This window comes from Candidatus Zymogenus saltonus (assembly GCA_016929395.1).
Taxonomy (GTDB): domain Bacteria; phylum Desulfobacterota; class Zymogenia; order Zymogenales; family Zymogenaceae; genus Zymogenus; species Zymogenus saltonus.
The window spans coordinates 79,846-104,556 of the sequence record JAFGIX010000046.1 but is presented as its reverse complement, the minus strand read 5'-3'; the positions used below and the strand labels follow the sequence as shown (position 1 = coordinate 104,556).

Genomic DNA, 24,711 nt, shown 5'->3' with positions numbered 1-24,711 from the left:
CCGGACGGACAACAGGCGTTGTAGCTGTCACAGCAGCTCTCACCGTCATCACAGTAGCCACCGCCGCAAACAAATGTGGCAAGAAGGACGCGGTTTTCCGCCGGCCCCGATGATTCAATCTTATCCCCCTGCAAAAGATGCGTACTCACGGGAGGTTCGGCCATGAACGCAGTCGATGCAAAGGCCAGCATCCCCATCACGAACAAACAGGCAACAATTGTCTTTATCACAATTTTTTCACTTTCCTCTCTTTATTCCTCAGAATGCTCACTCTGGGATATTTGTTTTTAAAACTACAGAACGACTCAAACAGCGGGATTTTCCGCGATCTTCATCGTCTGCTCATCTACTTATTCTCTTTTTGAGGTGAGGAAAGCTCCTTATAGACAATCTTCTCCATCACCTCGACAGGAATCGCCCCCCCGATCCTTCTGCCGTTGACGAAAAGGACCGGCGTGCCCTTGATCCCAAGTTTCCTTGCCAACCTGACGTCACGCTGGATGATATAGTCCGTTTTGGGAGATCCCATATACTTCATAAAAAGAATTGAATCCGCAAGAGTTCCCATGTTGACGGTGACATCCTCCAAGGTAAAGTTGTGGTTATATTTATTATACCTTAAATAATGTTCTTCATAGTATTGGGAGAAAACACCCGCATCGGAAGCCGCAAGCATAGAGCGCGATGCGATGCATGAATTTTTATACAACGTCCGGCCCATCGATTCGTTGCACTTTATATCCAGCGGATAATTGTAATGGACGAATCTTATTTGATTATCGAACCGCTTCAGCAGGATTTGCTCATTATTATAAAGCCTGTAACAGGCGCTGCAAAGGAAATCCGTGAAGACATAAACGGTCAGGGGTGCATTCTTGTTCCCAACGACAAGGTCACTTTCGGGGAAATCGATCGCTTCGGGCGGAGCCTTATACAATTCATCAATGTACAATTGAGCATCTGTTTTTACATCCGGCGTCTTGTTTCCAAATGCGTGAGACAGAAAAAAAACGGAAGAAAAGATAAGGGTGACACAAATCATATAAAGCGCGTAGATCGCCCTTCTTTCTCTCTCGTTTTCACCTATTTTCAAGATGTTTTTCAACGTGGCGAAAAACGACACCCCCTCGGCCTTATTCGCTGTTTTGAATGAATAAATCAGAAGCAAGAAAAGAATGATGTTTATTGCATATGTTGCGACGCAATAAATGCAGAGTTCCCCGATGATAATGAGTGTGATTCCCAATCCCAGATCAATAACGAGGGCCAGGGCGCACAGAGGCAGGAGTATGACCGTAGCTTCCCGATAATATCTCCCCCCCGCGGCGTCGGCGGCAATAAGGGTGAATATAACGACAAGATAGAAAAAAAGACCGTATGCCGCGATGGGGATTCCCAGAAACAGGGCATACGGCAATTGATAAATATCAACGCACGATCCCTCCGCCTCTCCGCAGAAGGGAAGCGTTTTACCGAAATCGGGCATATAGTGGGCGGCCGTCAACACAACAGCGATGACGGCCCCCGCCCCCGAAAGCAGAAGCAATATATTGGTAACTTTCTTAATTTTCTGCATATATCCCGTACCCAATCGACCCGTCCCCACAACGATACCGGTTTATACGTAAATCCAAAAGTGTATGTCTCATGCCCGAATTTACAAGATCAAGTGAATAACGCTCCATGAGCCGGCGTGCGATCATAAAGCCCCCTGTGCAAATCAAAGGAATTATGCTCCCTTTGCCGTTTCCAAGTCAAGATTTTTGCTTCCATTATCATATCATACAACTCTTGATTGGGCAATCCGTCCATGAATTTTCCTAAATGCCCCCCGACCAAAGATCACAAAAACCGCCCGAACAACTTTCTGTAACAGGAACAAAATACTATTCAGTAATCGAAGTTGAAGCCTGATCATTCAGCAAAAAAGGGGGGGGCAAAAATTGTCGCCCTCCCCTTGAAACCATTGGTGCCGCAACCCGGAATCGATACTCCTGTATAACCGATCAACCTTTCTTCGCGTCGGGAAAGTCCGTTAAAAAATTCTGCTAATAGACGGTTGAACTTGTCCGCCTTCGTCCACATGCAGAGATGCGAAAGCCCCGGAATGGTTTTCAGCTCCCCCTTGGGCGGAAGCTCCACGAATCGCAGGGCGGAATCATCCGACAAGGCCGGGGATGACTGTATGTTCAACACCGGCATGGTCAAATGCTCGACCGGCGGATCGTAGTGCTCGTACAGTGGGAAGACACCGTTTATCATCGTCGACATTGGGTTTGGGTTTTTGCTCCACAGGTGGGCCACGACAAAACTATCGGGAGTACGAAGCAACATCAATAAAACCACCAGCCGGCCGACAAGCTTTGCGCTCGGATTGCCCGGAAAGTTCCTCCCAAACCAAAATTTGAATGGAGAAATCAAGTTGTCCATCCCGATACAGGTACATATGACAGATCGTATCCGCCGCGGGCCCGTCTTTGCCAGCGCAAACACGGCAATCGCCCCTTCGTTCAGCCGCAGAAATGGGCACGATCGATACCCAGCGCATTCAAGAGATTTCTGATCTCATCCGCGCGCTCGGCCGGGTATATCGGCCGGGCCACCGACTCACGGCGTCTATAGGTAACCACTCTGAATCTTTTCCCAAAATACTTGATATTTGGAACATGAATAACGTCAAACGGCGGCATGACGGACGCAAAGAAAAGCACTTCCCCATCCCCGCCGCTGTCGTAAACCATCGCGTTGGGCCAATCCGGTAAGTCTACGTATCGATAGCGTGATTCGAGCCAGGCTTGATCATCATCTATCCTGCGTAATATTATATCCCTGTTTTACATCTGAACTCCCTCCTTGTTCTCTTATTGGGTGACAAATATATTCCATCGCACTATCCTTACTACGCGGTCGTTGGTACGTCTTTATGATGCCGTTGAAAAATAATTATTCAAATATATTTATTTCATATGAACTAAATATATTTGTAAAAAAATTACTCCTTTATGGTCTTCTTCAAAAGACTCATCAATTGATCGACTTCAGTATCTTACAGATTTTTGATCAGCGTTTCTGCCATCTCCATATGAGATTGCTGATGCATTTTTTCCAATTCTCTTCCTTTCTCGGTAAGCCGAACCCTAAACGATCTCTTGTCGTCTTCCGAGGGCGTTTTTTCAACGAATCCAAGATCGACAAATCTCTTTATAATCGCAGTGATAGAGGGGCTGCTCAGCCCCAATTCCCGTGCAAGATCGCCAAGTCTGGGATTACCGAGTCTTGTAATCGTGCTTAAGTAATCTATCTGTTTTGCGGTGAGTCTCTTTTCCAGTATCATGTTCATAAAAGGGACGTGGCTCTCGCCGAGGAGTATGGTTAGGTCCTCTATTAATTCGACCATTTGTTTTTTCCTGTCCAATGCGCTTACCAATTTAGTTAATATGAACTAAATATGTACCAGCCCCTTTTTATGTCAATCAAAATTCCCAAGTTTTATAGCAGAAATAACATGCGTCTAAATTAAATAAACAAATAGATTACCCTAAAGTATTAATGTAAAATAGTAAATAAAGAGCTTAAAGCGGAAAAAATAAAAAAGCAGGAGCGAGGTATGTAAAATGATCAATAAGGTAAAAACTGCCGCCGAGGCAGCGAAGATGATCAGATCAGGGATGCATGTGGGCGTCGGCAGCGGCATGGAGATGAATCCTATGCCGGTAATCCGTGAGGTGATAAAAAACGGGATTAAAGATTTGACCCTGACTTCCGTCCTGACCGGGGGATACGTGGTGGATTTACTCATCGGCGCGGGCTGTGTCTCAACCGTGCAATTTCCTCAAATAGTTATGGATGAGCTCGGGCTTGCCCCCAATTTCAGGAAAAAAGCCCAGGAGGGGAAGCTCCGGCTCCTTGAAACCATCTGACCGGCCCTGCTCCTTGCGCTCCAGGCTGGAGCCAACGGACTTCCTTTCACCCCGGTGATCGGTTTGCTGAACTCCGACTACATGAAGATACGCCGGGACATCAAGGTCATAAAAGATCCTTACAGCGGCAATGAATATGCCGTCGTCCCGCCCATCGTGCCGGATGTGGCCGTTATCCACGCCTTTAAAGGGGCTCGATCCGGCGCCGTTGTTACGGACAGCTTTCGCAACGACAGACTTCTGGCCACGGCCGCGAAAAAGACGATCGCCGTTGTGGAAGAACTTGTTGACGAAAAAGATGTAGTGGCTGGCAAGTTCGGCGTTTATGTCTCCGCGATACATATCGACGCCGTTGTTCACGCCCTCAACGGCGCTCATCCAACATCGTGCCGGGACAGATATGGACTTGACCTGAAGCACTTGAATGAATATATGGAAGCTTCGAAAACGGAAAAAACATTCGAGGCTTATCTAAAAAAATATGTATTGGAACCAAAAGACCACGAAGAATATATGCAAATTGTTAATGCAGGAGGTATTAGATGAGCGGTACAGAAATTCATCCATTTGAAAGGATGATCGTTATAATATCCCGTCTGGTGAACGACGGCGAGGTCGTGGCGACGGGGACTCTATCGCCCATCCCCGCCGCCGGCGTCCTCCTTGCGAAAAACAGACACGCGAAAAATATCCTATGCATGATATATGGAGATCCCAAGCTGAGGATTACGGATGGCTTACACGAGTTCTTCGGCCTGGCGCACCGCGGCATGCTGGACCTGTTTTTTCTCAGCGGGATACAGATTGACCGGCTTGGAAATATAAATCTCTCGGTTGTGGGTGATTACGAAAACCCGAAGCTCAGGCTGCCCGGGGGCGCAGGCTCGAATATGCTCGGCATGATGGCAAAAAGGATCATACTCTTCACACTTACACACGATACCAGGCTGTTCGTGCCCAGAGTCGATTTTATCAATGCAACGGCCAAAGATGAGACGGTACCCTGGCGAAGAGGTATGCTTTCGCACATAGTTACACCAATGGCCCAGCTGAAATATGACGTAGATAGTGGAGCGGTCGTCCTTGATGCAACCCTTCCGGGCTACTCGGTCGAGGATATTAGGAACAATACGGGCTTTGACCTGGGAGTAAAAGGGCGTTATATTCCTGAAGTCGATCCCATTACTGAGGAGGAATTGTCCGTTCTGCGGGGACTAGTGCTCTCTGAATTGAGACAAATATATCCTCTCTTCTGTGATATGATATGGGGCTCTTAGTGAGAATAAATTAGACAGATATTAAAAAGGAGGGCCGACATCATCGACCCCCCTTGAAATTACTGGTGCCGCAGCCCAGAATCGAACTGGGGACACTCGGATTTTCAGTCCGATGCTCTACCGACTGAGCTACCGCGGCACGTCTGAAAGAAGAATAATAATTTAAATGGGATATTTTGTCAAGACATTTTTGTTTTTGGCGTAAAATAAAAGACTCCCTTACATATCTGTCCGTCTCCACTTTCTCCTTGTCCTGAATACAAAATGTATTATACTTGTCCCATGAAGGACAGCACCCTCATCGCGGTCTCGGTCAAGGTGGTTGAAAACGCCAGGGAGGCCCTTAACGATTTTCTCCTCACCCTCTCACCGGGCGGGATCGTGGAGGAGAGCAAGGGGAAGGGTGAGGAGTGGCTTGGAGAATCCGCCTCGATATATCTCGAAAAAGGGGAGGCCGAAGAGAAGCTGAAGAGATTGGAGGAATACCTCTCGGAGCTGACCTCTATCTGGGGCGAAAAGGCGGTGCTTCGATACGAGGTGGAGGAGATAGGGGACGGGTGGAAGTATGAGTATCAGCGCTTCTTCGAAACCAGGAGGGTAACGGATCGGATAGTCGTGTCGCCGCCCTGGGAGGATTACCTCGCGCGGGAGGGGGAGATAGTAATCAAGATACTTCCGGGGGCGGCCTTCGGCACCGGAACCCACGAGACAACGAGGCTTTCTCTTATTGCGATGGAGAGGGTATTTTCGACTGCAAAGATCGATTCCGTCCTCGACGTCGGGACAGGCTCCGGGATACTTGCCGTTGCCGGCGCGCTCCTTGGAGCCGGTCGGGTCCTCGCCGTCGATTCCGACGAGGAGGCGGTAAACTCGGCCGTGGATAACGTCATCAGAAACGGCGTTCAGGATATAGTCCAGATAAGGCACGAGACCTTCGGGGACAAGGCGGGAATTGAGACCGATGTCCTTGGGGAGAGATTCGACCTTGTCGTGGCAAATATAACCGGTGAGACGATCAGAAGGCTCGCCGCCTTCCTCTTGGCCCTGACAAATCCCGGCGGATACCTCGTGCTTTCTGGATTCCTTAAGGGAGAGGCGGATGAGATTCTCAACATTTTCAGGGACGAAAAACGCTTTTCAACGACGAAAGACTCTCTTAAGGAGTGGAGCGCTGTCACGGTTGAGAGCCGAACACTATAAACAAAAACCTTGAAAGAATTGTTGAAACGTAATAAAATATGTTGTTAAGATATTGTTGAGATATGGAAAAAGCTTATTTATTAGCTCATACTTATATTTATGAAGGGGAGGAGGGTGATATGAAAAGAAATTTATTCATCTCAGTTTTCGCTTTTTTCCTTTTAGCGGTGATTGCAACGGCGGTAATCACTCCGCAGGCGCATGCCCAGAGGGACGATTACATCTACATCAGAACGCCCGATGCCTATCTCTTGAGCGGCCCGGGGACCGAATACAGGATATTGTGCAAGATAACGAGAAGCGATCCCCTCATAGTAATATACTGGAGGGGGGACTGGTTCCAGGTCGAGAAGGTGGACGGCACACAGGGGTGGATCAACCGGGTGGTTCTAAACAGTCACGATTCCGAAAAATATCCCGTATATATCACCGAGACTCCAAACAGAACAAACGAGAGCGTACTCGACAGGCTGAAGCACGGTTTTAAGGGAAGCGGCGACGGCTCCATCACCGCATCGGCGGGGGGGAGAGGGATCGACGAAAGCGACGGATCAGGAGGCTATTATAAGGATTTCGAATCGGTGGGTTTCATGGAATCGATCGTTATTCCCGACTACGAGATACAGAATTTCATCAATGCCGGGGGTCTCAATAGATGAAGCCGAAGATAGGGGTTGCTTCGATTATCCTGATCCTTACCCTGCTTCAGGTATCCTGCATTCCCCTGCACCAGCCCAGCGTCAACGACTTGATAAACGCCGCAATTACCGCCGTGCCCGACATCCTGCCGATAACCGAGGCGGAGGAGATAAGGATCGGCAGATCTATAGCCGCAAACGTCGCGGGGCGCTACGGCGTTTTTAGGGACATGGAGCTTACCCGGTACGTAAGCCTCGTTGGAAACACCGTCGCAAGGAAATCGGACAGGCCGAATCTTCACTACTCCTTTGCCGTTTTGGACACCGACATCATAAACGCGTTCTCCTGCCCGGGCGGATACGTCTTCATTACCATGGGCGCCCTCGAAATCATAGACAACGAGGCGGAGCTTGCGGCGGTTCTGGCCCACGAGGTCGGCCACGTTTCTAAAAGACACATAATAAAGGAGATAGAAAAGAAGAAGTTCTTGAACGTGGGCGGAAAGGTCGTCGGCAACTACCTGAACACCGACCCCGAAATATTCAACAGGGCCACCTCCCACGGGACCGAGCTGCTCTTCAGAGGATATTCCCGTATCGATGAGTATCAGGCGGACAGGCTCTCCCTTATCTACACATCCAAGGCCGGATACGATCCGAACGCCCTTTTGAGCTTCCTTGAGAAGATCAAGGATAAGGGCGCCTCCCCAAACGACGAAAACGCAAGGATCAGAACGGTAAAACTCCTCTTTTCGACCCATCCCGAAGCCGAGAACAGGATCGAAAGGGCAAAGAACATCATTTCGAGACGAGAAACCGACAGTGCAAAGGGTGTCCTCTTAAAGGAGCGCTACAGCGAGAATGTGACTCCCATAGTAACCGAGTATTTCAGATACTATATCGATTACCACGGGGACGATCGCTAAACGCACAGATGACGGGCAGCAGGGGAAAGGCGGTCAGTGGGAGAATGAATAAGGGGGGGAGGGAAAGGCGGTCAACGTAACGGAAGGAACGACGGATATAGCCAAGGCGTTTTTGAACAAGGTCTTGACAATCTGATTTTAAAGATATATTGTTTTGTTTCCCAGATTTTAGAAGTTATAAATGCATCAGGGGGTATCGAAAGCTTTTCTAATCTAAAAGCGGAGAAAGAGACCATAAATTGATAGACCTTCACACCCATACCACCGCATCCGACGGAACCTTAACCCCCGAACAGTTGATCCGACACGCCCATGAGATCGGGATAAGCGCCATTTCGGTCACGGATCACGACACCACCGACGGCGTAGCGATAGCCAGAACCGAAGCCGAAAAGAGAGGCGTTTTTTTCATCCAGGGCATCGAGATAAGCGCCGAATACTCGGATCAGGGCACCATGCACATCCTAGGGTATTTCATCGACGAAAACAACGACCGGATGATCGAGGTCCTCGATTTCCTTAAACGATCGAGACGGCTCAGAAATCCGAAGATGATAAAGCTCCTGAACGAAGCAGGGATTTCGATAACGATGGAGGATGTAGTCAACGAGGCCGGCGGGGGCCAGGTGGGACGGCCGCACTTTGCCAGGACGATGATAAAGAAGGGATTCGCCTCGTCCATCAACGAGGTCTTCGATAAATATATAAAAAAAGGCGGCCCCTGTTACGTAAACAAAGAGAGGCTCTCCCCGGAGAAATCGATCGAGCTGATACTGACGGCCGGCGGCATTCCCGTCATCGCCCACCCGAAGACCCTGGGCGTTTCAGACCACGGTGATCTCAAAAAGCTCATCATCGAACTTATGGACTACGGCCTTATGGGGATGGAGTGCTACTATTTCAGCCACACCAAGGCGGAAACAGAAGGCTATATCGAGCTTGCCGAAGAGCTGGGTCTCCTCGTCACCGGCGGCACCGACTTTCACGGGGAAAACAAGCCGAACATAAGGCTCGGCGTGGGCAAGGGCGACCTGAAAATCCCGGACGATCTGGCGGAGAAGCTGAAGGCCGCCCACGAAAAAATGGTCACCGGGAAAAAAGTAGAGGGCAGAGGGTTGGAAACTGGCAAAAGAAAATAGACGGCATTATTGACCTATTCAACCATCGGAGATCTAAATCCAGCCAAGACGTGACGACATTTCTATCTTTGACACAATCTCAATGGAGGGGATCGGGATAGGCCTGGCAGATCGAGCCCTTTTAGCAGTTTTTAAACCATGTTCAATCAAAAGGACGCGGTGATTTCCTCGATACCCCTTCCTCATAACCGATTGTCATATCGTGATTGCCATACCGTGATTGATTGATATTTCCGTTGACAATTCCAAATGGTATTGTAAAATAAGTGGTTTTATTCTTCAATAAAACCGCGAAAGGGGAGATTTTGAAACTCGAGAGCACCTCCTATTGTGGAGAGATAAGAAACAAGGACATCGGGGCCGAAGTGGTTCTCAAGGGCTGGGTGCACCGGCGGCGGGACCACGGCGGCGTAATCTTTATCGACCTCAGGGACAGGGAGGGGATAGCGCAGGTCGTTTTCAACCCGGATCACGACCCGGACACCCACAAGTCGGCCCACAGGCTCAGAAACGAGTTCGTTATCGGAATCCGGGGCAAGGTCAGAGAGAGGCCGGAGGGGATGATAAACCCGAACCTCCCGACCGGGGACGTCGAGGTTCTTGTGGACGAGCTTATAATATACAACGAGGCGGCCGTGCCCCCCTTTCTTATCGACGAGTACGCCTCCGTAACGGAAAACCTGAGGCTCAAATACCGCTATCTCGACCTCAGGCGGCCGGAGATGCAGAAGAACATCATGGCTCGTCACAAGGCCGCCATGAGCGTCAGGAACCACCTCTCAAACGAGGGATTCATAGAGGTGGAGACGCCTTTCCTTACCAAGAGCACCCCCGAGGGGGCCAGGGACTATCTCGTGCCGAGCAGGGTAAATCCTGGCAATTTTTACGCCCTGCCCCAGTCCCCCCAGCTCTTCAAGCAGATTCTGATGGTGGCGGGCTACGACCGCTACTTCCAGATAGTGAAGTGCTTCAGGGACGAGGACCTGAGGGCGGACCGGCAGCCGGAGTTTACCCAGATAGACATCGAGATGAGCTTTGTTACCGTTGACGGAATAATATCGATGACCGAGGGGTTGATGGCAAACCTCTTTGACGACATCCTCGGCATAAAGATCAGCTCCCCCTTTCCGAGGATGACCTACAAGGAGGCGAGGGACAAATACGGCACCGACAAGCCGGACACCCGCTTCGGCCTCGAGCTCAATGACCTCACCGACATTCTCGAAGATGCGGGGCTCAAGGTCTTTTCGGAGGCGGTCATCTCCGGTGGCGTCATAAAGGCGTTGATGGTTCCGGAAAGCGCCTCCCTCACAAGGAAGGAGCTCGACGACACGGTCGGGTTCGCCCAGGACAGGGGGGCCGGAGGTCTCGCCTGGGCAAGGGTCACCGAAAACGGGTGGCAGTCCCCCATAGCGAAGTTCTTCGCCCCGGGGTCGATAAAGGCAGTGGAGGAGAGAACGGGAGCGAAGATCGGCTCAACAATCTTCTTCGTGGCCGACGACCCCGATATAGCAGACGCCGTCCTCTCCGACCTCAGGCTTAAGATGGGAAGGCGGTTTGACCTCATCGATGACAAGGCCTTCAACTTCCTCTGGGTCGTCGAGTTTCCGATGTTCGAGTATTCGAAAGAGGAGAAAAGATACGTCTCGATGCACCACCCCTTTACCTCTCCCCTCGATGAGGATATGGATAAGTTAGACATAAAGGCAAACGGCGATCCGAAGGGCGTCAGGGCCAAAGCCTATGACATTGTCCTCAACGGAAACGAGATCGGCGGCGGAAGCATCAGGATCAGCAATCCTAACTTGCAGAGGGACGTCTTCAAGTCCCTCGGTATAGGGGATGAGGAGGCCGAGGAGAAGTTCGGCTTTCTGATGGAGGCGCTCTCCTACGGCGCGCCCCCCCACGGCGGGATCGCCCTCGGCTTCGACAGGCTCGTCATGCTCCTATGCGGCGCAGAAAACATCAGGGATGTGATCGCGTTCCCGAAGACCCAGAGGGCGACTTGCCTGATGACCGGTGCCCCGACAGGCGTCGATAAAAAACAGCTTACGGAACTGGGGCTCAAGCTGAGCATCGCGGCTCAAAAGCCCAAACAGGATGGATAGTATTGATATGGGAGAGACGCTGGCGGAAAAAATATTGGGCCTAAAGGTCAAGAAAAGAGTCAGGCCCGGGGAGATAATCGTTGTGGATGTCGACCTCGCCCTTGCCCAGGACGGCACCGGCCCGCTGGCCATCAGGAGTATAAAAGAGCTGAAGGAGGGAAAGATGAGGCTTCCCCGGGAGGCGATATTCTTCATCGACCACGCCGCCCCCAGCCCCAGGAGGGAGCTCTCCAACGACCACATCTTCATCCGCGACTTCGCAAAAGAGTCGGGGGCGACCGTCTCCGATGTAGGCGACGGCGTCTGCCACCAGATAATGGCGGAAAAATACGCCTGCCCGGGCGATATAGTGATCGGGGCAGACTCCCACACGGTGACGGCGGGGGGGCTATCCGCCTTCGCCACAGGGATGGGATCCACAGACGTTGGCGTGGGGATGGCAAGAGGAAAGACCTGGCTTAGGGTACCGGAGACGATGCGGATAGAGGTGACCGGAAGGCTCCAGAGGGGCGTCTACCCTAAAGACCTGATCCTTCACATAATCGGGAAGATAGGGGCGGACGGCGCCACCTACATGGCCCTTGAGTTCGGCGGAGAGACGATAGACGAAATGGAGATGGCGGGGAGACTGACGCTTGCCAACATGGCGGTCGAGGCCGGGGCCAAGGTCGGGCTTGTCGGATCGGACAATATAACGAGAGAGTACCTCAAATCGAGGGGAAGGGAGGATTGCTACAGGGAGCTCTCCCCCGACCCGGACGCCCAGTACGCCGGGGTGGTGAATGTCAATGCCGGAGAAATCTCCCCCACAATATCGTTTCCCCACACCGTAGACAACACGAAGACCATTGAGGAGGTTAAGGCTAAAAGCGACATCAAGGTAGATCAGGTCTTTATAGGCTCCTGCACCAACGGGAGGATCGAAGACCTGAGGATCGCGGCGTCCATATTGAAGGGGAAAAAGAAGGCCCCAGGCTTGAGGCTCATCGTTGTTCCCGCCTCCCGTGAGGTCTTTACAAACGCCCTAAACGAGGGGCTGATCTCGGTCTTCAACGACGCAGGGGCCGCCGTAATGGCCCCGGGCTGCGGTCCGTGCGTGGGCGTTCACGAGGGCGTCCTCGGCGACGGGGAGGTCTGCTTATCAACGCAGAACCGCAACTTCGAGGGGAGAATGGGAAACCCGAAATCCTTCATCTACCTGGCGTCACCCGCAACCGCCGCCGCGACCGCCGTCGAGGGAAAGATAGCCGACCCTAGAAGGTATATGTAGGAATATGTAATCCCTTACCCCTGCCCTCAAGCCGCGACAATTCACCCTCTATCAGGCCGTCCAATCGAAAACCCCACCACAAAGACAGATTTTATTGAAACATAACCTTCGTCCTGCGGCGGGTTCTCGTCTTTAATATCGACAATTCAAGTCCTTGAAAATCAGTTAAAAACTACGCCTTACACAACTGTAGGAAAGAGATCCCTAACGGACGTCTACCATTCCCTGCTCTTTTTTAACTACCATAGTGAATCAGACCTCTCATTCCCCTTGATTTTTGAACCACAGAACGGTATAATTATTATCTAATTACTACAATAACCCGACTATGATAGAGATCTTCCACCACCTCTTTATCGGTACAGACACCGATTACGAAACCATCGTAAAACACCACAACGGCTGGGCGGTCGTACACGCATCCCGGGAGCCGTATCATCTGGAGCTGAACGAATACGGCGACGGCGAGTTCGCCAAGCACTACCCAGACTGGAAGGTCGCCAGGCGGGATAACCGCCTCTTCCTGAATCTCGCCCAGGATCAAGATCCGGACGACATCCCGGACGACCTTCTGGAAACCACCCTCGAGTTCATAAACGAGAGCCTCGAAAGCGGGCTCAAGGTCCTGATCCACTGCACCAACGGGACGTCCCGGGGCCCTGCTATCGGACTCCTTTACCTCGGCTCATTCACCGATAAGTTCAAGGACACAAACCTGGGCGAGGCGGAGTACGTCTTCAAGAAGGTCTATCCGGGCTACAAGCCGAGCCGTGGCATAAAGCGGTTCCTGCGCCGCTCCTGGCACAGGTACTCGAAGGACTGAGGGGCCCCCCGATCAAACGAGCAGAACGATTCCTTATTTCCTTTTTCCCAAATACTTTTAAAAATAGAAAAAGTAATCAGAAGGCAACATTAAACTTGAATTGCTATTATCTGTTGCAATTCCATTTATAAGATGTTATACAAATAGAAATGGTCGGATTTTTTTAAGCCACGTTACATGGTTGGATTTTATCCATTTAAGCATACCTCACTCCTGAGATTTGTGATCAGATATATTCGGGAGACCAGTTAGAATATCTTTATGGCTTTATGGTTTGGACAGATAAAATATTTGGGAAATCATAATGTTGAAAGTATGCAGAAATCCGAAATGTCCCGAATACGGGCACGTTGAAAAAGACCCCGATGCCAAATACTGCGGCCACTGCGGTACCGAGCTGATGGAAAAAGAGAAGAACCCACCTCCTCCTGAGCAATTCGATGACTTCCCCCGTCAAAAGCTCAAAGAGATCATCAAGAAGTATGGAACCTCGGTAGTCAATAATCAACAAAGACTTGAACAAATTGTTAGGGGTTCTCTTGGCGGTTATCAAAGAGAAATCAATATTCTTGTGCTCACACTGAGGGAGGGGATAACCGCGGAGATTCTGTCATCAAAGGAATACATGCTTGACAGTGAACTGGCATCATATTATACAGACCTGTTGGTATACGATCATTCCTTGATTGAAGAGGGGGCGCGCTGGGCGGTGGAGTCCTGGACTTTCGCCTTGGGGATAACCGAAGAAGCAAAAGAGAGAGGTCACGATCAAAAAGATAAGGTTGATGCAGATAAACCCGTGAAAGAAGAAGCTGTATCGGGCAAAGAGCATGTATCCACGAGCAATGTTCCAAAGTGGATTGAAGCGTGGGAGAAGGAAGAAAAAGAGAAATTGAAGAGCACAACCTTGGCTACTAAAGATTCATTACGGGAAAATACTGATAAAAAGAAAGAACGGAAAAACTCGACCGCTAAAACCGAAGTGAGTGATGAACCAGTTTATAAAAGATTTAATATAAAAGGATTACTTATAGCTGGTGTGATCATATATATTATCATATTTATATTTTTTATTTTATTGAATTCTTTGTAATAATGAGAAAATGCGATAATCCAGATTGCCCCAGATATGGGCAGGTTGAAGAAGACCCGGAAGCGAAGCACTGCGGCCACTGCGGAAGTGAGCTTGTAGAGGAAACGGACCCTATCTCTACCAATAAGCTCAGGGACTTCCCACGCGAGAGGCTCAAAGAGATCATCAGGTACTATGGAATTCAGATAATCGAAGATCGAGGCAGGTGTGAAGAGCTTATTGCGAAAGACCTCGGCAAATACCGAAAAGAACTTAATATACTTATTCACGCCCTGAATGATGAAATGCCGAGTATTCTTATGTCGAAAGTTGGAAAGGGCCCTATTGAAGCCCTGATTCCCGAGCTGGCGGAGAGGCTGGCGGATAACACCGGCCTCTCCGAAGAGGCGTCAAGCTGGGCGGTGGAGTCGTGGGCGGTGGCCTTGGGGATTATACCAGAAGCGGTTATAATAGAAGAAAATTTTGAATAAAAAACGATAAAAGTAAAAAGCGAGCATAAAGAAAAAAACACCTTCCCAAGGGCTTGTTAAAATGGAAGTTCCATATAGGTAGTTTGATTAATTCCTCTCCCACAGTAGCAGACGGTGTGGTTTACTTCGGGAGCAGGAATAAACATCTCTATGCCGTGGATGCGAATACAGGGGAGGGAAAATGGAAATTCATGACTGTAAGTAATATAGATTCCTCCCCCGCGGTGGTGGACGGCGTCGTCTATTTCGGAAGCGACGACGGTTATCTCTACGCACTGGAGTAAAGAGAAACGGTTAAAGAGGTTCCCTCAGCCTTTTTCACATCTAATAACACTATTTTCCCCGCAAATCCCTCTCTGTCCCGCACTTCACATTGCAGACGATGTCGTCCCCCGTAACGTAATCCCCGGTCTTTTCATCGAAATAGGCCTCGTAACTCCACTCGACAATGCAGACCTTCCAGCCGTTTCTGAGGATATAGTAGGACGAGCTGGGGCCGTCCGCCGAGAAATTTTCGTCCACCCTCCACCCGGCGTTGTACAGGGCGCCCCCCTCTTCGGGATACGTTTCGTTCATTGGACTGGATCCCTCCTTCATCAACGACCACTTCGACTTGAAGACGATCTCGCAGCCTTCGTAGGCCTTGCCGTCAAACTCAAATTTAGCGGGGCTGACGGTTAGTTCCAGATGTTCGATTTTTTCAAGCTTTTGATGGAATGGAGAACATATCTTCTCCTCCGGCTCGGCCGCGATCAAGACCGCCGGCAGAAACAGCAGAAGCACAATGGCAATTTTCTTCATAATTGAATCCCCCCTATCTTATAAAATCAAAACTTCCCGTTATTCAAAAAAATTATTCCCCGATCATCACTCCCGCTATCTCCTTTACGATCTTGGCCGCCGCGGCGGCCGTAATCCCCGATCCGTCCCGCCTCGGGTTCAGCTCCACGACGTCGGCGCCCACTATCTCGGCGTCAATCGAGTCGATGAGGTCGATCGCCTGCCTTGTCGTCATGCCGCCCGGCTCGTGGTGGGAGACGCCGGGGGCAAAGGCGGGGTCCAGGACGTCCATGTCGAACGAGACATACACCGGCCTCCCGCCGAGGTCGAGCCGATCCAATTTTGAAACGCCACCAGCCTCCCCGATCTCGGATATCCTGACAACCTCGACCCCGAAGCGCTTAACCTGCTCCCTCTGGTGGTCGTTCATCGTCCGAACGCCGATAGTTATCAGGCGGGAGGCAAGCCGCTCCTCCATAATCCTGGCGAAGGGAGAAGCGTGGGAGTAGATGTTTCCGCCGTAGGAGTCGTAGATGTCGGCGTGGGCGTCGAGGTGAACAATCGTAAGAGCGTCGATTTTTTTACCGAGCGCCCTTATGACCGGATAGGTCACGAAGTGGTCGCCGCCTAAAAAGATAGGTTTTTTGCCCCGTTCGTTGATTGCGGACACGGCGCCGCCGATCTTCTCGATTGTCTCCCTAATATCCTCCCTCCTGCGAAAGGAGAGATCGCCCAAATCCCCCATCGCTCCCTCTCGGCCGAGGTCTACCCCGCTCTCCGTCATGAGGGTTGTGGCGTCGGAGAAGAGGGCCCTCCTGATCTCCTTCGGCGCCGAGGCCGCCCCCCTCATAAAGGACGAGTTTTTGTCGTGGGGAAGACCCAAAAGGGCCACCAGAAAGTCTCCGACCTTAAGCTTCTTTTCGATATCCTTCACAAGCTTCCCCCCAATATACCGGCTTTTGAAAAACGTCTCCAACTCCTTTTATTACAATAGCCTTCCGCCCCAAATCAATTTCTCTAAATCACACCCACCATTTTACATACTATTTTTAAAATATCAACATATTACATAATTTAAAATTTAAAATACAACTATTTTAATTACTTAACTATAAATTAAATTACTTGATTATAATTATATTATAAGTTATACTTCAGTTGGAGGCCCGATTTACTATCTGGAGGAGGCTTCGGTTTCAGGGCTAATGCCGTTCCTTTTTCAAGGATTGGTCGCATCTCGACCGCAAAACGAGAGGCAAAAATGAAGTTTTTAGACGCCAACGAGATCACGATACTGCAGCTTCTGGCCGACAACAGCAAGGCGTACAGCGTCCCGATATATCAGAGGCCATACGTCTGGAACGACGAGCAGTGGCAGGAGCTTTTCGACGACCTGACCAACCTCTCGCCGAACGACGTTCACTTTTTGGGATCGATGGTCGTCGTCCCGGACAGCCGGCAGGACCTCAACATCAACTACTTCCAGATCGTCGACGGGCAGCAGAGAATGGCGACGATCCTCATCTGGCTCTCCGCCCTTAGGGACATCTTCCTCGAGAAGGGGAGCAACAGGGTGTCGGACTTCATCGCCAACTACTTTTTCATCGATCTGATGCACGAAGAGGACTTCGACAAGGTCCCGAAGCTAAGGCTGGGCCACCACGACAACGATATCTTCCGCCGGATTCTGGAGGGGGAGCCGGTCCCCGATTCCGACAAGCTCCTGGATAAATGTTACGCCTTTTTCAAGGAAGAGACCATAAAGTACTCGAAGCCGGAAGAGATATACACGAAGCTCTTAAACAAGATATCGGTCGTCCATATAAACGTCTTCAGCCATCTCAACGCCTTCAGGCTTTTCGAGACGCTGAACGACAGGGGGCTCGAGCTCTCGTCGGTCGACCTTATAAAAAACTTCATCCTGATGAAGGTCTCCGGGGAGAGAGACATCTTCGATAAAACAATAGTCATGTGGAACGACATGTACGAGAAGGTGAGGGAGATCGAGCCGGTCTCCTTTCTCAGGAGGTCGATCCTCTCCGAGTACCGCGGGAAGGTCTCGGAGACGAGGGTATACGAGAAGATCAGGCAGCTTCTTGAGAGCGAGGAGCCGAAGGCGGTTTCCGACTTCGCGGCCTGGCTGAACGAAAAGGCGGCCGTCTACAAAAAGATCGTCGATGCAAACTTCGAGTCGAGCGTTATAAACGCGCTGCTTGTAAATCTAAAGCAGATCAAGGTCGCCCCGTGCTATCCCCTTCTGATGAAGGTCTTTACCCGCTACAACGCCGAGGGAAAAGAGATACCGGAAGAGGATATAATAGGGATATTGAACGACACAGAGTCGTTCTTCATAAGGTGGGGGGTCTGCCGCCGTTATTCCGGGAACCTCGACAGGTTCTTCAACAATCTCACCGTGGAGCTCTCCGAGAAGAAGCCGTCTGAATATAGAAACTATATAAGGGAGGCGCTCAAGCGGGAGATGGCGGAAAACGGCGTGGATGAAGAGGCGTTCAGGGAGAGATTCATATCGAGCCCCTTCAATCCGAACGATTCGAGGACAAAATATATCCTCTTTAAGCTCTCAAATCCCGGGGAGTTTAAGAAACCCGCCGATCTGAAGGACGTCCAGACCGAGCATATCATGCCGAAGCGGCTTACAAACGGTTGGCGGTCGGCCCTCTCCAACTCGGGCAAGGGGGATGAGGAGGTCTCGATGCTCCACCGGGAGTACCTGAACAGGATCGGCAACCTGACGCCCATCCGGGGCGACTGGTACCTGAAATACTCCAGCAAGCCGTTCAACGAAAAGAAGATGGAGAGACACTACAAGGAGTGCGAGTTCTCCATAACGAGGGTTCTCAACGAGAGGTACGACAAAGGATCGTGGACGTTTAAAACGATCGAGGAGAGGTCGAGGGAGCTCTTCGATATTGTGGAAGAAAACGGCCTGTGGCGGATTTAATTTTTTCAGCCGATTCCCCTTAAACCTGCGAGGCCGTCCCACTTCCAGGCAGTCCTTACTTCCCCCCAACCCTATAAAGACACCACGCCTTCAATCAATAAATGGACTGCCGACTTAAACCAAGACCCGACCGCGGCGACCGGCGTTATCCGCCGTACTTGTCGAGGCCGGACTGGATCACCGCCTTGACCTTCGACATCAGCTTGTCGATGGTCTTGATCGAATATTTGCGAGTGTCGATAGGCTTGTGGACTATCATCTTCGTCCTGCCTGGGAGGAGGTTAAGCGTCCTGTTCGGGAGGATGTTCTTGGTTCCTATTATCGTCAACGGAAGCACCGGGAGCTCGAGGTCAAGGGCCATCCTGAACGCCCCTTTCTTGAACTCCATCAGCTCCCCCGTTGTGCTCCTTGTCCCCTCGGGGAAGAACACGACCGACGTGCCGTCGACTATCTTCTCCTTCGCCGCCTCCAACGACGCCAGGGCGGCCTTCTTGTTCGACCTGTCTATAAAGATAAATCCGACCTTATCGCAGGCAAGGCCGAAGACGGGAACCTTTCTCAGCTCCTGCTTCATCACCCACTTGAAGTCTATGCCGATCCAGCCGTAGAGGACGAAGACGTCGAAATGGCTCTGATGGTTTGATACGATCACGTAGGACTGTTTTTTGTCGATATTCTCTTTTCCGATCACCCTCACGAACATCGGCGTCATGTAGCTGTTGAGCCTGGACCAGACGACACCGCACAGAATGCTGACGAATTTATCGTTGACCGACAACGTAATGAGAACCACGGCGATGGAGCCGAAAAAGAGGGTGGATATGATAAGGAACGGAAAATACACGAGCCACTTGTAAGGCTGATAGATAATTTGAAGGACTTTTTTCATTTTTCAACCTCGACAGTTCTTGAGTTTTTTGGCCTTTCCAATATAATTTGTTAGCTTCATAGTCAAATTCTTTTAATTATCTCGGATTCAACAGGGAGTTTCCGTCGTTGACGGCCCTGTCAAGGATAAGGTCAACCACCTGAAGGCCGTTCATCATGCCGCCGAAAATTCCGTAGGCGAACTTCGGCTGGTAGAGATTCCTGATCGGGGTTTTCATCGGCAGCCGCTTCGGACCGAACTGGTCCACGGTGGTCGCCATATCGAAGATGCTCCCGGTGGGGGAGCCGCTGTAGCGGGCGTAGGTAGCCGGGGTCGATATATCCTTCTCGACGATGCATTTGGAGAGCTCCGGGATGAAGTGCTTCTCCACTATCTTGATGAAGAAGTCTCCCATCTTCTCCTTTTCCTCGACGTACCTCTTCCTGTCGTTCTTGCGCCACTCGCTCCACTTTCCCATGGGAAAGGGGATGACGTTGATGGTGATAGTGTTCTTCGCGCCGGTGGTCAGTGAGGGGCAGACGACCGCGGCGTGGTAACAGTCCTCCGAAAAGGCGTTTTCCCCGGCGAGAAAGCCCTCGTAGAGCCTCTCCATGGAGCCGAGCCCGGTGGAAATGACGTTGAAGGGGTAATCGAGGTCGAGCTCCTTGAGGTCTACGCCGTCGTCGAGGCCCAGCGCCACGTTGAAGGATGAGGGGGACATGAGGGTGTTTTCGAGGCGCTTCACGTACTTCTTCGGGAGAAACTCGTCCCCAACAAGTCCTCTCATCGCCACCATCGGGTCGATCGTGGTGACCACACTCCCCGCCCTGATAATTGTGTCGTCCCCCTTTACCCTGATCCCCACGACTTTTCCGTCCACCACCTCAATCTTCTCCACCGGAGACGAGAGCCTGATCTCGCCTCCCCGCTCCTGGAAGAGGCGGCTCATCAGGGCCGGAAACTCGTCGAAGTAGCCGACCGTCCTGAAGGAGTTGGTCATAGACGCCAGCATCGCGCCCGTCGAGATTATCGAAGATGTCTTGTCGGGAGGGATTCCGGAGAAGGCGTTGAAGGTTTCCAAGACCTCCCTCAGCTTCGGATTTATGATGCCGATCTTGTCAAGGAGGTCGGCGTAGGACCGGTTGAGGTTTGCCACAACCTTCGGGGCCGCAAAGGGGATCGCGATCATGTCCGTTATGCGGGGAAAGGCCTTGAGCTTTCTCACCTGGGCAAAGAGGTCAGTGGAGTAGTCGATGAACCTTTCGACCTTGTGGGCGTCCTCCGGAAAGATGCTCATCAGGTACCTTGCGAAGCTCTCGGCCCCAACGGGGATGCGGTACTCGTCCACGTCGTCGCCGTGAACGACGAGGCTCCTCATATACGTCCCCTTGAATTTCCTCAGCTTCAGGTCGATATCGAGGTATTCGAGGATATCGATGACGTCCGGAAAGAGCTGGGTAGTCTCGAAGACGTAGTCGCCCCGCTGATACGCCGTAACGTAGCCCCCCGGGTAGCCGTTCTTCTCAACGATCAGGGTCTTCTTCCCATCGGTGTTCTTGAGCCACATCAGGCCCGCAGTCAGGCCGGTCACGCCGGCGCCTATGATGATCAGATCGTAGTCGTCCCCCCCCGAATAATTCGACTTTATGCCGTCCTTTGCGAGCTTGATCTTTTTCGCCATCTACTTCCCCGAAATAAATTGAAATTTTGAAAAGCCCAGGCTTGAATATCGAAATTTTCCGAAATATTGGCCCTGCCCTACTCGACCAGATCCCTGATGAACCTGGAGAGCTGCTTCAGGTTCCTGCACTCCCTCGCCTCCGAGACGTAGGGGAGAAACTCCGGCATGTCGGAGTCTCCGCTTCCCCACCAGGACTCAGGCTCGTTGTTGAGCCAGTAGACCTTCCTCGCCTTCCCCTTTATCTTGTCCAGAACCCAGGAGTTGTGCGCCATGTAGTTGTTCCTGGCGTCCCCGATTATGATGACCGTGGTCCTCCTGTTCACGATGTCGAGATAGTCGTTGTAGAACCTGAGGAGGACATCTCCGTAGTCGGTGTAGCTGTAGAAGTTGATCCCCGCCTCGTAGACTAGCTTTCCTATCGCCTCGTTTATCTCATAGCGGTTGAAGACGTCGGTCACCTCGCCGAGGTCGGAAACGAAGACGAAGGAGCGGACGCGGTCGAACTGGTCCTGGAGGGAGTAGAGGAGGTTGAGCATGAACCTCGACGCGTTCCAGACCGAGCGGGATACGTCGCACAGCGTGATGATCTGGCCCTTGTTCTTTTTCTTCTTCTTAAAAAAAACCCTTATGGGGACGCCCCCGTACTGCTGGGCGATCCTCAGCGTCTTCTTTATATCGAACCTCCCCCGGCGCCTGTGGCGGTCCCTCAAGGACAGGGCGTCCTTGATCTTCTTGACCATCTCCTTTATGCTATCGCGCATCTCCTCGATCTCTTTTTCGGTGAGCTCCGAGAAGCTCCTATCGCCGAGGCCGTTAGGCAGGTCGGTCTCCCTCTTCTCGCCCCTGTGTTTTCGCTCCTCCCTTTTTATGAGGTCCCTTATCAGCTCCCTCATCGCCTCCATCCGCTCCTCGAAAATCGCCCTTATATCATCCCCCTCTATCCCGTCCCCCATCGCACCTTTCTCCGCCAGGAGGTCTATCAGCTCGTCGAGCTGGCGGTCGAGGCCGAATCCCCCCATCCGGGTCAATATCCTCGAGTAGAAGTAGCCGGTCTGGATCTGGTAGCGGATGTCGGAGAGACCCGCCTCCTCTGCGGAAGCAAGCACCATCTCCATCATAGAGGCGATGTCGCCCTGGATCATCCCCTTGAACTGGTCGGTGAACTTGCCGTTGACCAGCTCGTCCATCAGCTGCTGGAGCCTCTCCTCCACGGGGCTCATTTCTAATCTGGCCGCCTCGATTATCGACATGGGGGAGAAATAGGCCTCAAACAGCTCCTCGAAGGCCGGGATATCCCTGCCGTCCTTAACGAGGGTCGCGCGGAGCGCCGCCTTGAATGCGCCCCTGTCGTCTGTGCCTACCACGGAGACGCCTGTGAGCGCGTCCATCGACTCCGAGATCGATACCCTCGCCCCGCGGAACTTGAGCCCCTCTATGAAATCGAGGATTGCGGATTTCATTTACTCCCCCTCAAGGAATACGGTATTCCCCTATCTTGACACCAAAAAAATCACTTCCCTCCAAATTCAAGTGCGCAATAACCGGGACGACCAAAAACAGGATCAATTCACGATCCCGGGCGACTCTAAAATCATCTTCATGTTCTTTTTCGCCATCTCTATATCGGACTGATACTTCAGGATGAAGTTCAAAGACGACTCGATTGTCCCGGCGTCCAGCGTCTTGATGTTAAGAAGCAAAAGCGCCTTCGCCCAGTCGAGGGTCTCCGATATGGAGGGGAGCTTCTTGACGTCGAGGTCCCTCACCGCCCGAACCGTCTTGACCACCTGGTCGGCGAGCTTCTCGGTAATCCCGGGGACCTTGAGCATAATTATCTCCTCCTCCCTCTCCTTTGACGGAAAGTCCATGTAGAGGTGGAGGCAGCGCCTTTTGAGGGCGTCGGACATATCCCTTGTGTTATTGCTCGTGAGTATCACCTGGGGGATGTGGTTCGATTTGATCGTCCCGATCTCCGGGATGCTCACCTGAAAGTCGGAGAGTATCTCGAGGAGAAAGGCCTCGAACTCCGGATCCGCCTTGTCTATCTCGTCCACCAGAAGCACAACCTGCTTTTCGCTCATGATCGACTTGAGAAGGGGCCTGGGGAGGATGAACTTCGTGGAAAAGAAGGCGTCCTCCTCCATCCCTATCCTCTCAACCGCGTCGGAGAGCGTCTTCGTGCCGGACAAGACCTCCCCGATCTTCTCCTTGAGTATCTGGGTGTAGAGGAGCTGCTTTGCGTACTCCCACTCGTAAAGGGCCTTTGCCTCGTCCAGCCCCTCGTAACACTGGAGCCTGATAAGCTCTAGTCCCTGGGACTTCGCCAGCACCTTTCCCAGCTCCGTCTTGCCGACGCCCGCCGGCCCCTCAACCAGTATCGGCTTTCCCATCATTATCGAGATATAGACGACCGTCGCCACATCCCTGTCGACGATGTAAAGCTCACCCTTAAAGCTTTCGATTACATCTTCTATCGACTTCAAGTTTGACATGGATATTCCCTCCAGGGGGCTTTTAAAGATAATCGTGCCCCCCAATTAGATGATAAACAGAGTGCAACTTCCCTAAAAAACATATTAATAAATAAAAGGCGCTCCAGTCAAGAGAAATCGGAAAAAATGGGTCTTAAGGAGGGGCCTAAAATCCCCTGAACACGGGCCGAACATATATATTTTCTTGAGATCGAAGGAAAAAAGTCGTTAAAAATCGTTTTTTCGCCCCCTTTTGTTGTATAATACCGAAAAAAATGAAAGGACTGCCGGATGAAACGCTCCGAGATCAACTCGATACTGAGGGAGAGTATCGACTTTTTCAAGAGGGAGAACTTCAACCTCCCCCCCTTCGCATGGACGAGGCCTAATGAGTGGAAGGCGATGCGCGAAAGGGCACAGGGCATAATCGAGGCTCGTCTCGGCTGGGACGTCACCGACTTCAACCTGGGTGACTTCGTAAAGACCGGGATACTACTTTTTACCTTGAGGAACGGCGCGCCGAACGAGGGCCTAGGAGGGGAGGAAAGACCGTCCTTAAAAACGTCTTTGAAAACATATTGCGAGAAGATAATCCACATGCGAGAGGGGCAGACCTGCCCCACCCACTACCATAGATCCAAGATGGAGGACATCATCAACAGGAGCGGGAAGACCCTCTGTTTTACGCTCCACATGGCGGGGGAGGACGGAAGGTCGTATTCCGAAGAGGGCTTTACCATATCGAGAGACGGCGTCGAGACACCGTGCGAAGCCGGGGAGATAATTAAGCTCAATCCCGGGGAGAGCATCACGCTGCCCCCATATCTCTACCACTCCTTCTGGGCCGAGGGGGGCGATGTGCTTGTGGGTGAAGTGTCGAGGGTGAACGATGACGAGACGGACAACTTCTTCTACGTCCACATCCCCCGCTTCACCGAGATCGAGGAGGATGAGGAGCCGCTGTATCTCCTATGTCACGAGCTGAAGAGGTTTCTGGATTAGGGGGAGTCGCCGGTTTTGATTCACAAAGGTGGTCCGATTTCGGTTTCCGGACTGAATAGCGATCCGCTTCGGTGCGCTCCAAA

The 24,711-nt window shown here is 51.5% G+C and carries 25 protein-coding genes and 1 tRNA gene; 15 read left to right on the top strand and 11 right to left on the bottom strand.

Translation table 11 applies throughout. The annotated features are described in order from the left end of the window. Nucleotides 1-346: 346 nt before the first annotated feature. From JW984_09140 to JW984_09125, 4 genes are all read right to left on the bottom strand, one after another. Nucleotides 347-1,576 (bottom strand): thioredoxin domain-containing protein, encoded by a 1,230-nt coding sequence (locus tag JW984_09140; GenBank protein ID MBN1573344.1) that lies wholly within the window; start codon nt 1,574-1,576, stop codon nt 347-349. 338 nt (nt 1,577-1,914) lie between these two features. Further along, nucleotides 1,915-2,334 (bottom strand): alpha/beta hydrolase, encoded by a 420-nt coding sequence (locus tag JW984_09135; GenBank protein ID MBN1573343.1) that lies wholly within the window; start codon nt 2,332-2,334, stop codon nt 1,915-1,917. 176 nt (nt 2,335-2,510) lie between these two features. Then, the gene (locus JW984_09130) at nt 2,511-2,741 is read right to left on the bottom strand and encodes a hypothetical protein (GenBank protein ID MBN1573342.1); all 231 of its coding nucleotides are present in this window, start codon (nt 2,739-2,741) and stop codon (nt 2,511-2,513) included. 305 nt (nt 2,742-3,046) lie between these two features. Further along, entirely contained in the window at nt 3,047-3,397 is a 351-nt protein-coding gene (locus JW984_09125) for a MarR family transcriptional regulator (GenBank protein ID MBN1573341.1), read from the bottom strand. 217 nt (nt 3,398-3,614) lie between these two features. On the opposite strand from JW984_09125, the gene JW984_09120 reads away from it, so the two are divergent. The 3 genes from JW984_09120 to JW984_09110 are packed head-to-tail and all read left to right on the top strand — an operon-like array spanning nt 3,615 to nt 5,197. Continuing rightward, complete coding sequence (locus JW984_09120; GenBank protein ID MBN1573340.1) at nt 3,615-3,920, top strand: hypothetical protein; 306 nt, start codon at nt 3,615-3,617, stop codon at nt 3,918-3,920. A gap of 54 nt (nt 3,921-3,974) precedes the next feature. Beyond that, nucleotides 3,975-4,466, top strand: a complete 492-nt coding sequence (locus JW984_09115) for a hypothetical protein (GenBank protein ID MBN1573339.1) — start codon at nt 3,975-3,977, stop codon at nt 4,464-4,466. Further along, nucleotides 4,463-5,197 carry a hypothetical protein gene (locus JW984_09110; GenBank protein MBN1573338.1) on the top strand — a complete coding sequence of 245 codons (735 nt, stop codon included), beginning with the start codon at nt 4,463-4,465 and terminating at the stop codon, nt 5,195-5,197. The genes JW984_09115 and JW984_09110 overlap by 4 nt, the downstream gene beginning before the upstream one ends. Nucleotides 5,198-5,260: 63 nt before the next feature. Here the strand turns inward: JW984_09110 and JW984_09105 are convergent. Continuing rightward, nucleotides 5,261-5,336: transfer RNA gene (locus JW984_09105), tRNA-Phe, on the bottom strand. 125 nt (nt 5,337-5,461) lie between these two features. Here JW984_09105 and JW984_09100 point away from each other — a divergent pair. The 10 genes from JW984_09100 to JW984_09055 all read left to right on the top strand — a co-directional run bounded on the left by JW984_09100 (nt 5,462) and on the right by JW984_09055 (nt 15,148). After that, a complete protein-coding gene (locus tag JW984_09100; protein MBN1573337.1) occupies nt 5,462-6,397 on the top strand; it encodes a 50S ribosomal protein L11 methyltransferase in 936 nt (311 codons plus the stop codon). Between the two features lie 119 nt (nt 6,398-6,516). Further along, nucleotides 6,517-7,056, top strand: coding sequence for an SH3 domain-containing protein (locus tag JW984_09095; protein ID MBN1573336.1), 540 nt, complete (start codon nt 6,517-6,519; stop codon nt 7,054-7,056). Then, complete coding sequence (locus tag JW984_09090; GenBank protein MBN1573335.1) at nt 7,053-7,961, top strand: M48 family metalloprotease; 909 nt, start codon at nt 7,053-7,055, stop codon at nt 7,959-7,961. The genes JW984_09095 and JW984_09090 overlap by 4 nt, the downstream gene beginning before the upstream one ends. Before the next feature lie 239 nt (nt 7,962-8,200). Then, a complete protein-coding gene (locus JW984_09085) occupies nt 8,201-9,100 on the top strand; it encodes a PHP domain-containing protein (GenBank protein MBN1573334.1) in 900 nt (299 codons plus the stop codon). A gap of 302 nt (nt 9,101-9,402) precedes the next feature. After that, entirely contained in the window at nt 9,403-11,208 is a 1,806-nt protein-coding gene (gene aspS, locus JW984_09080) for an aspartate--tRNA ligase (protein MBN1573333.1), read from the top strand. 7 nt (nt 11,209-11,215) lie between these two features. Further along, nucleotides 11,216-12,478 carry a 3-isopropylmalate dehydratase large subunit gene (locus JW984_09075; GenBank protein ID MBN1573332.1) on the top strand — a complete coding sequence of 421 codons (1,263 nt, stop codon included), beginning with the start codon at nt 11,216-11,218 and terminating at the stop codon, nt 12,476-12,478. A gap of 328 nt (nt 12,479-12,806) precedes the next feature. Then, entirely contained in the window at nt 12,807-13,301 is a 495-nt protein-coding gene (locus JW984_09070) for a dual specificity protein phosphatase family protein (protein MBN1573331.1), read from the top strand. Between the two features lie 304 nt (nt 13,302-13,605). Beyond that, nucleotides 13,606-14,394 (top strand): zinc ribbon domain-containing protein, encoded by a 789-nt coding sequence (locus tag JW984_09065; protein ID MBN1573330.1) that lies wholly within the window; start codon nt 13,606-13,608, stop codon nt 14,392-14,394. Between the two features lie 2 nt (nt 14,395-14,396). Continuing rightward, nucleotides 14,397-14,864, top strand: a complete 468-nt coding sequence (locus tag JW984_09060) for a hypothetical protein (GenBank protein MBN1573329.1) — start codon at nt 14,397-14,399, stop codon at nt 14,862-14,864. A 53-nt stretch (nt 14,865-14,917) separates the two neighbouring features. After that, nucleotides 14,918-15,148: a PQQ-like beta-propeller repeat protein gene (locus tag JW984_09055; protein MBN1573328.1), complete on the top strand. Its 231-nt coding sequence runs from the start codon at nt 14,918-14,920 to the stop codon at nt 15,146-15,148. A gap of 49 nt (nt 15,149-15,197) precedes the next feature. Here JW984_09055 and JW984_09050 read toward each other — a convergent pair whose 3' ends face one another. After that, the gene (locus tag JW984_09050; protein MBN1573327.1) at nt 15,198-15,665 is read right to left on the bottom strand and encodes a hypothetical protein; all 468 of its coding nucleotides are present in this window, start codon (nt 15,663-15,665) and stop codon (nt 15,198-15,200) included. Between the two features lie 52 nt (nt 15,666-15,717). After that, nucleotides 15,718-16,494: an agmatinase gene (gene speB, locus JW984_09045; protein MBN1573326.1), complete on the bottom strand. Its 777-nt coding sequence runs from the start codon at nt 16,492-16,494 to the stop codon at nt 15,718-15,720. 411 nt (nt 16,495-16,905) lie between these two features. On the opposite strand from speB, the gene JW984_09040 reads away from it, so the two are divergent. Next, nucleotides 16,906-18,606 (top strand): DUF262 domain-containing protein, encoded by a 1,701-nt coding sequence (locus tag JW984_09040; protein ID MBN1573325.1) that lies wholly within the window; start codon nt 16,906-16,908, stop codon nt 18,604-18,606. A 145-nt stretch (nt 18,607-18,751) separates the two neighbouring features. Here JW984_09040 and JW984_09035 read toward each other — a convergent pair whose 3' ends face one another. The 4 genes from JW984_09035 to JW984_09020 form a co-directional block, all read right to left on the bottom strand. Beyond that, complete coding sequence (locus JW984_09035; GenBank protein ID MBN1573324.1) at nt 18,752-19,495, bottom strand: 1-acyl-sn-glycerol-3-phosphate acyltransferase; 744 nt, start codon at nt 19,493-19,495, stop codon at nt 18,752-18,754. A 76-nt stretch (nt 19,496-19,571) separates the two neighbouring features. After that, nucleotides 19,572-21,155: an NAD(P)/FAD-dependent oxidoreductase gene (locus tag JW984_09030; GenBank protein ID MBN1573323.1), complete on the bottom strand. Its 1,584-nt coding sequence runs from the start codon at nt 21,153-21,155 to the stop codon at nt 19,572-19,574. A gap of 77 nt (nt 21,156-21,232) precedes the next feature. Then, nucleotides 21,233-22,615 carry a VWA domain-containing protein gene (locus JW984_09025; GenBank protein ID MBN1573322.1) on the bottom strand — a complete coding sequence of 461 codons (1,383 nt, stop codon included), beginning with the start codon at nt 22,613-22,615 and terminating at the stop codon, nt 21,233-21,235. 102 nt (nt 22,616-22,717) lie between these two features. Then, on the bottom strand, nt 22,718-23,647 hold the full coding sequence (locus JW984_09020; GenBank protein ID MBN1573321.1) for a MoxR family ATPase: 930 nt from the start codon (nt 23,645-23,647) through the stop codon (nt 22,718-22,720). A 270-nt stretch (nt 23,648-23,917) separates the two neighbouring features. Here JW984_09020 and JW984_09015 point away from each other — a divergent pair, with 270 nt between their 5' ends. Beyond that, nucleotides 23,918-24,628 (top strand): D-lyxose/D-mannose family sugar isomerase, encoded by a 711-nt coding sequence (locus tag JW984_09015; protein MBN1573320.1) that lies wholly within the window; start codon nt 23,918-23,920, stop codon nt 24,626-24,628. Nucleotides 24,629-24,711: the final 83 nt, after the last annotated feature.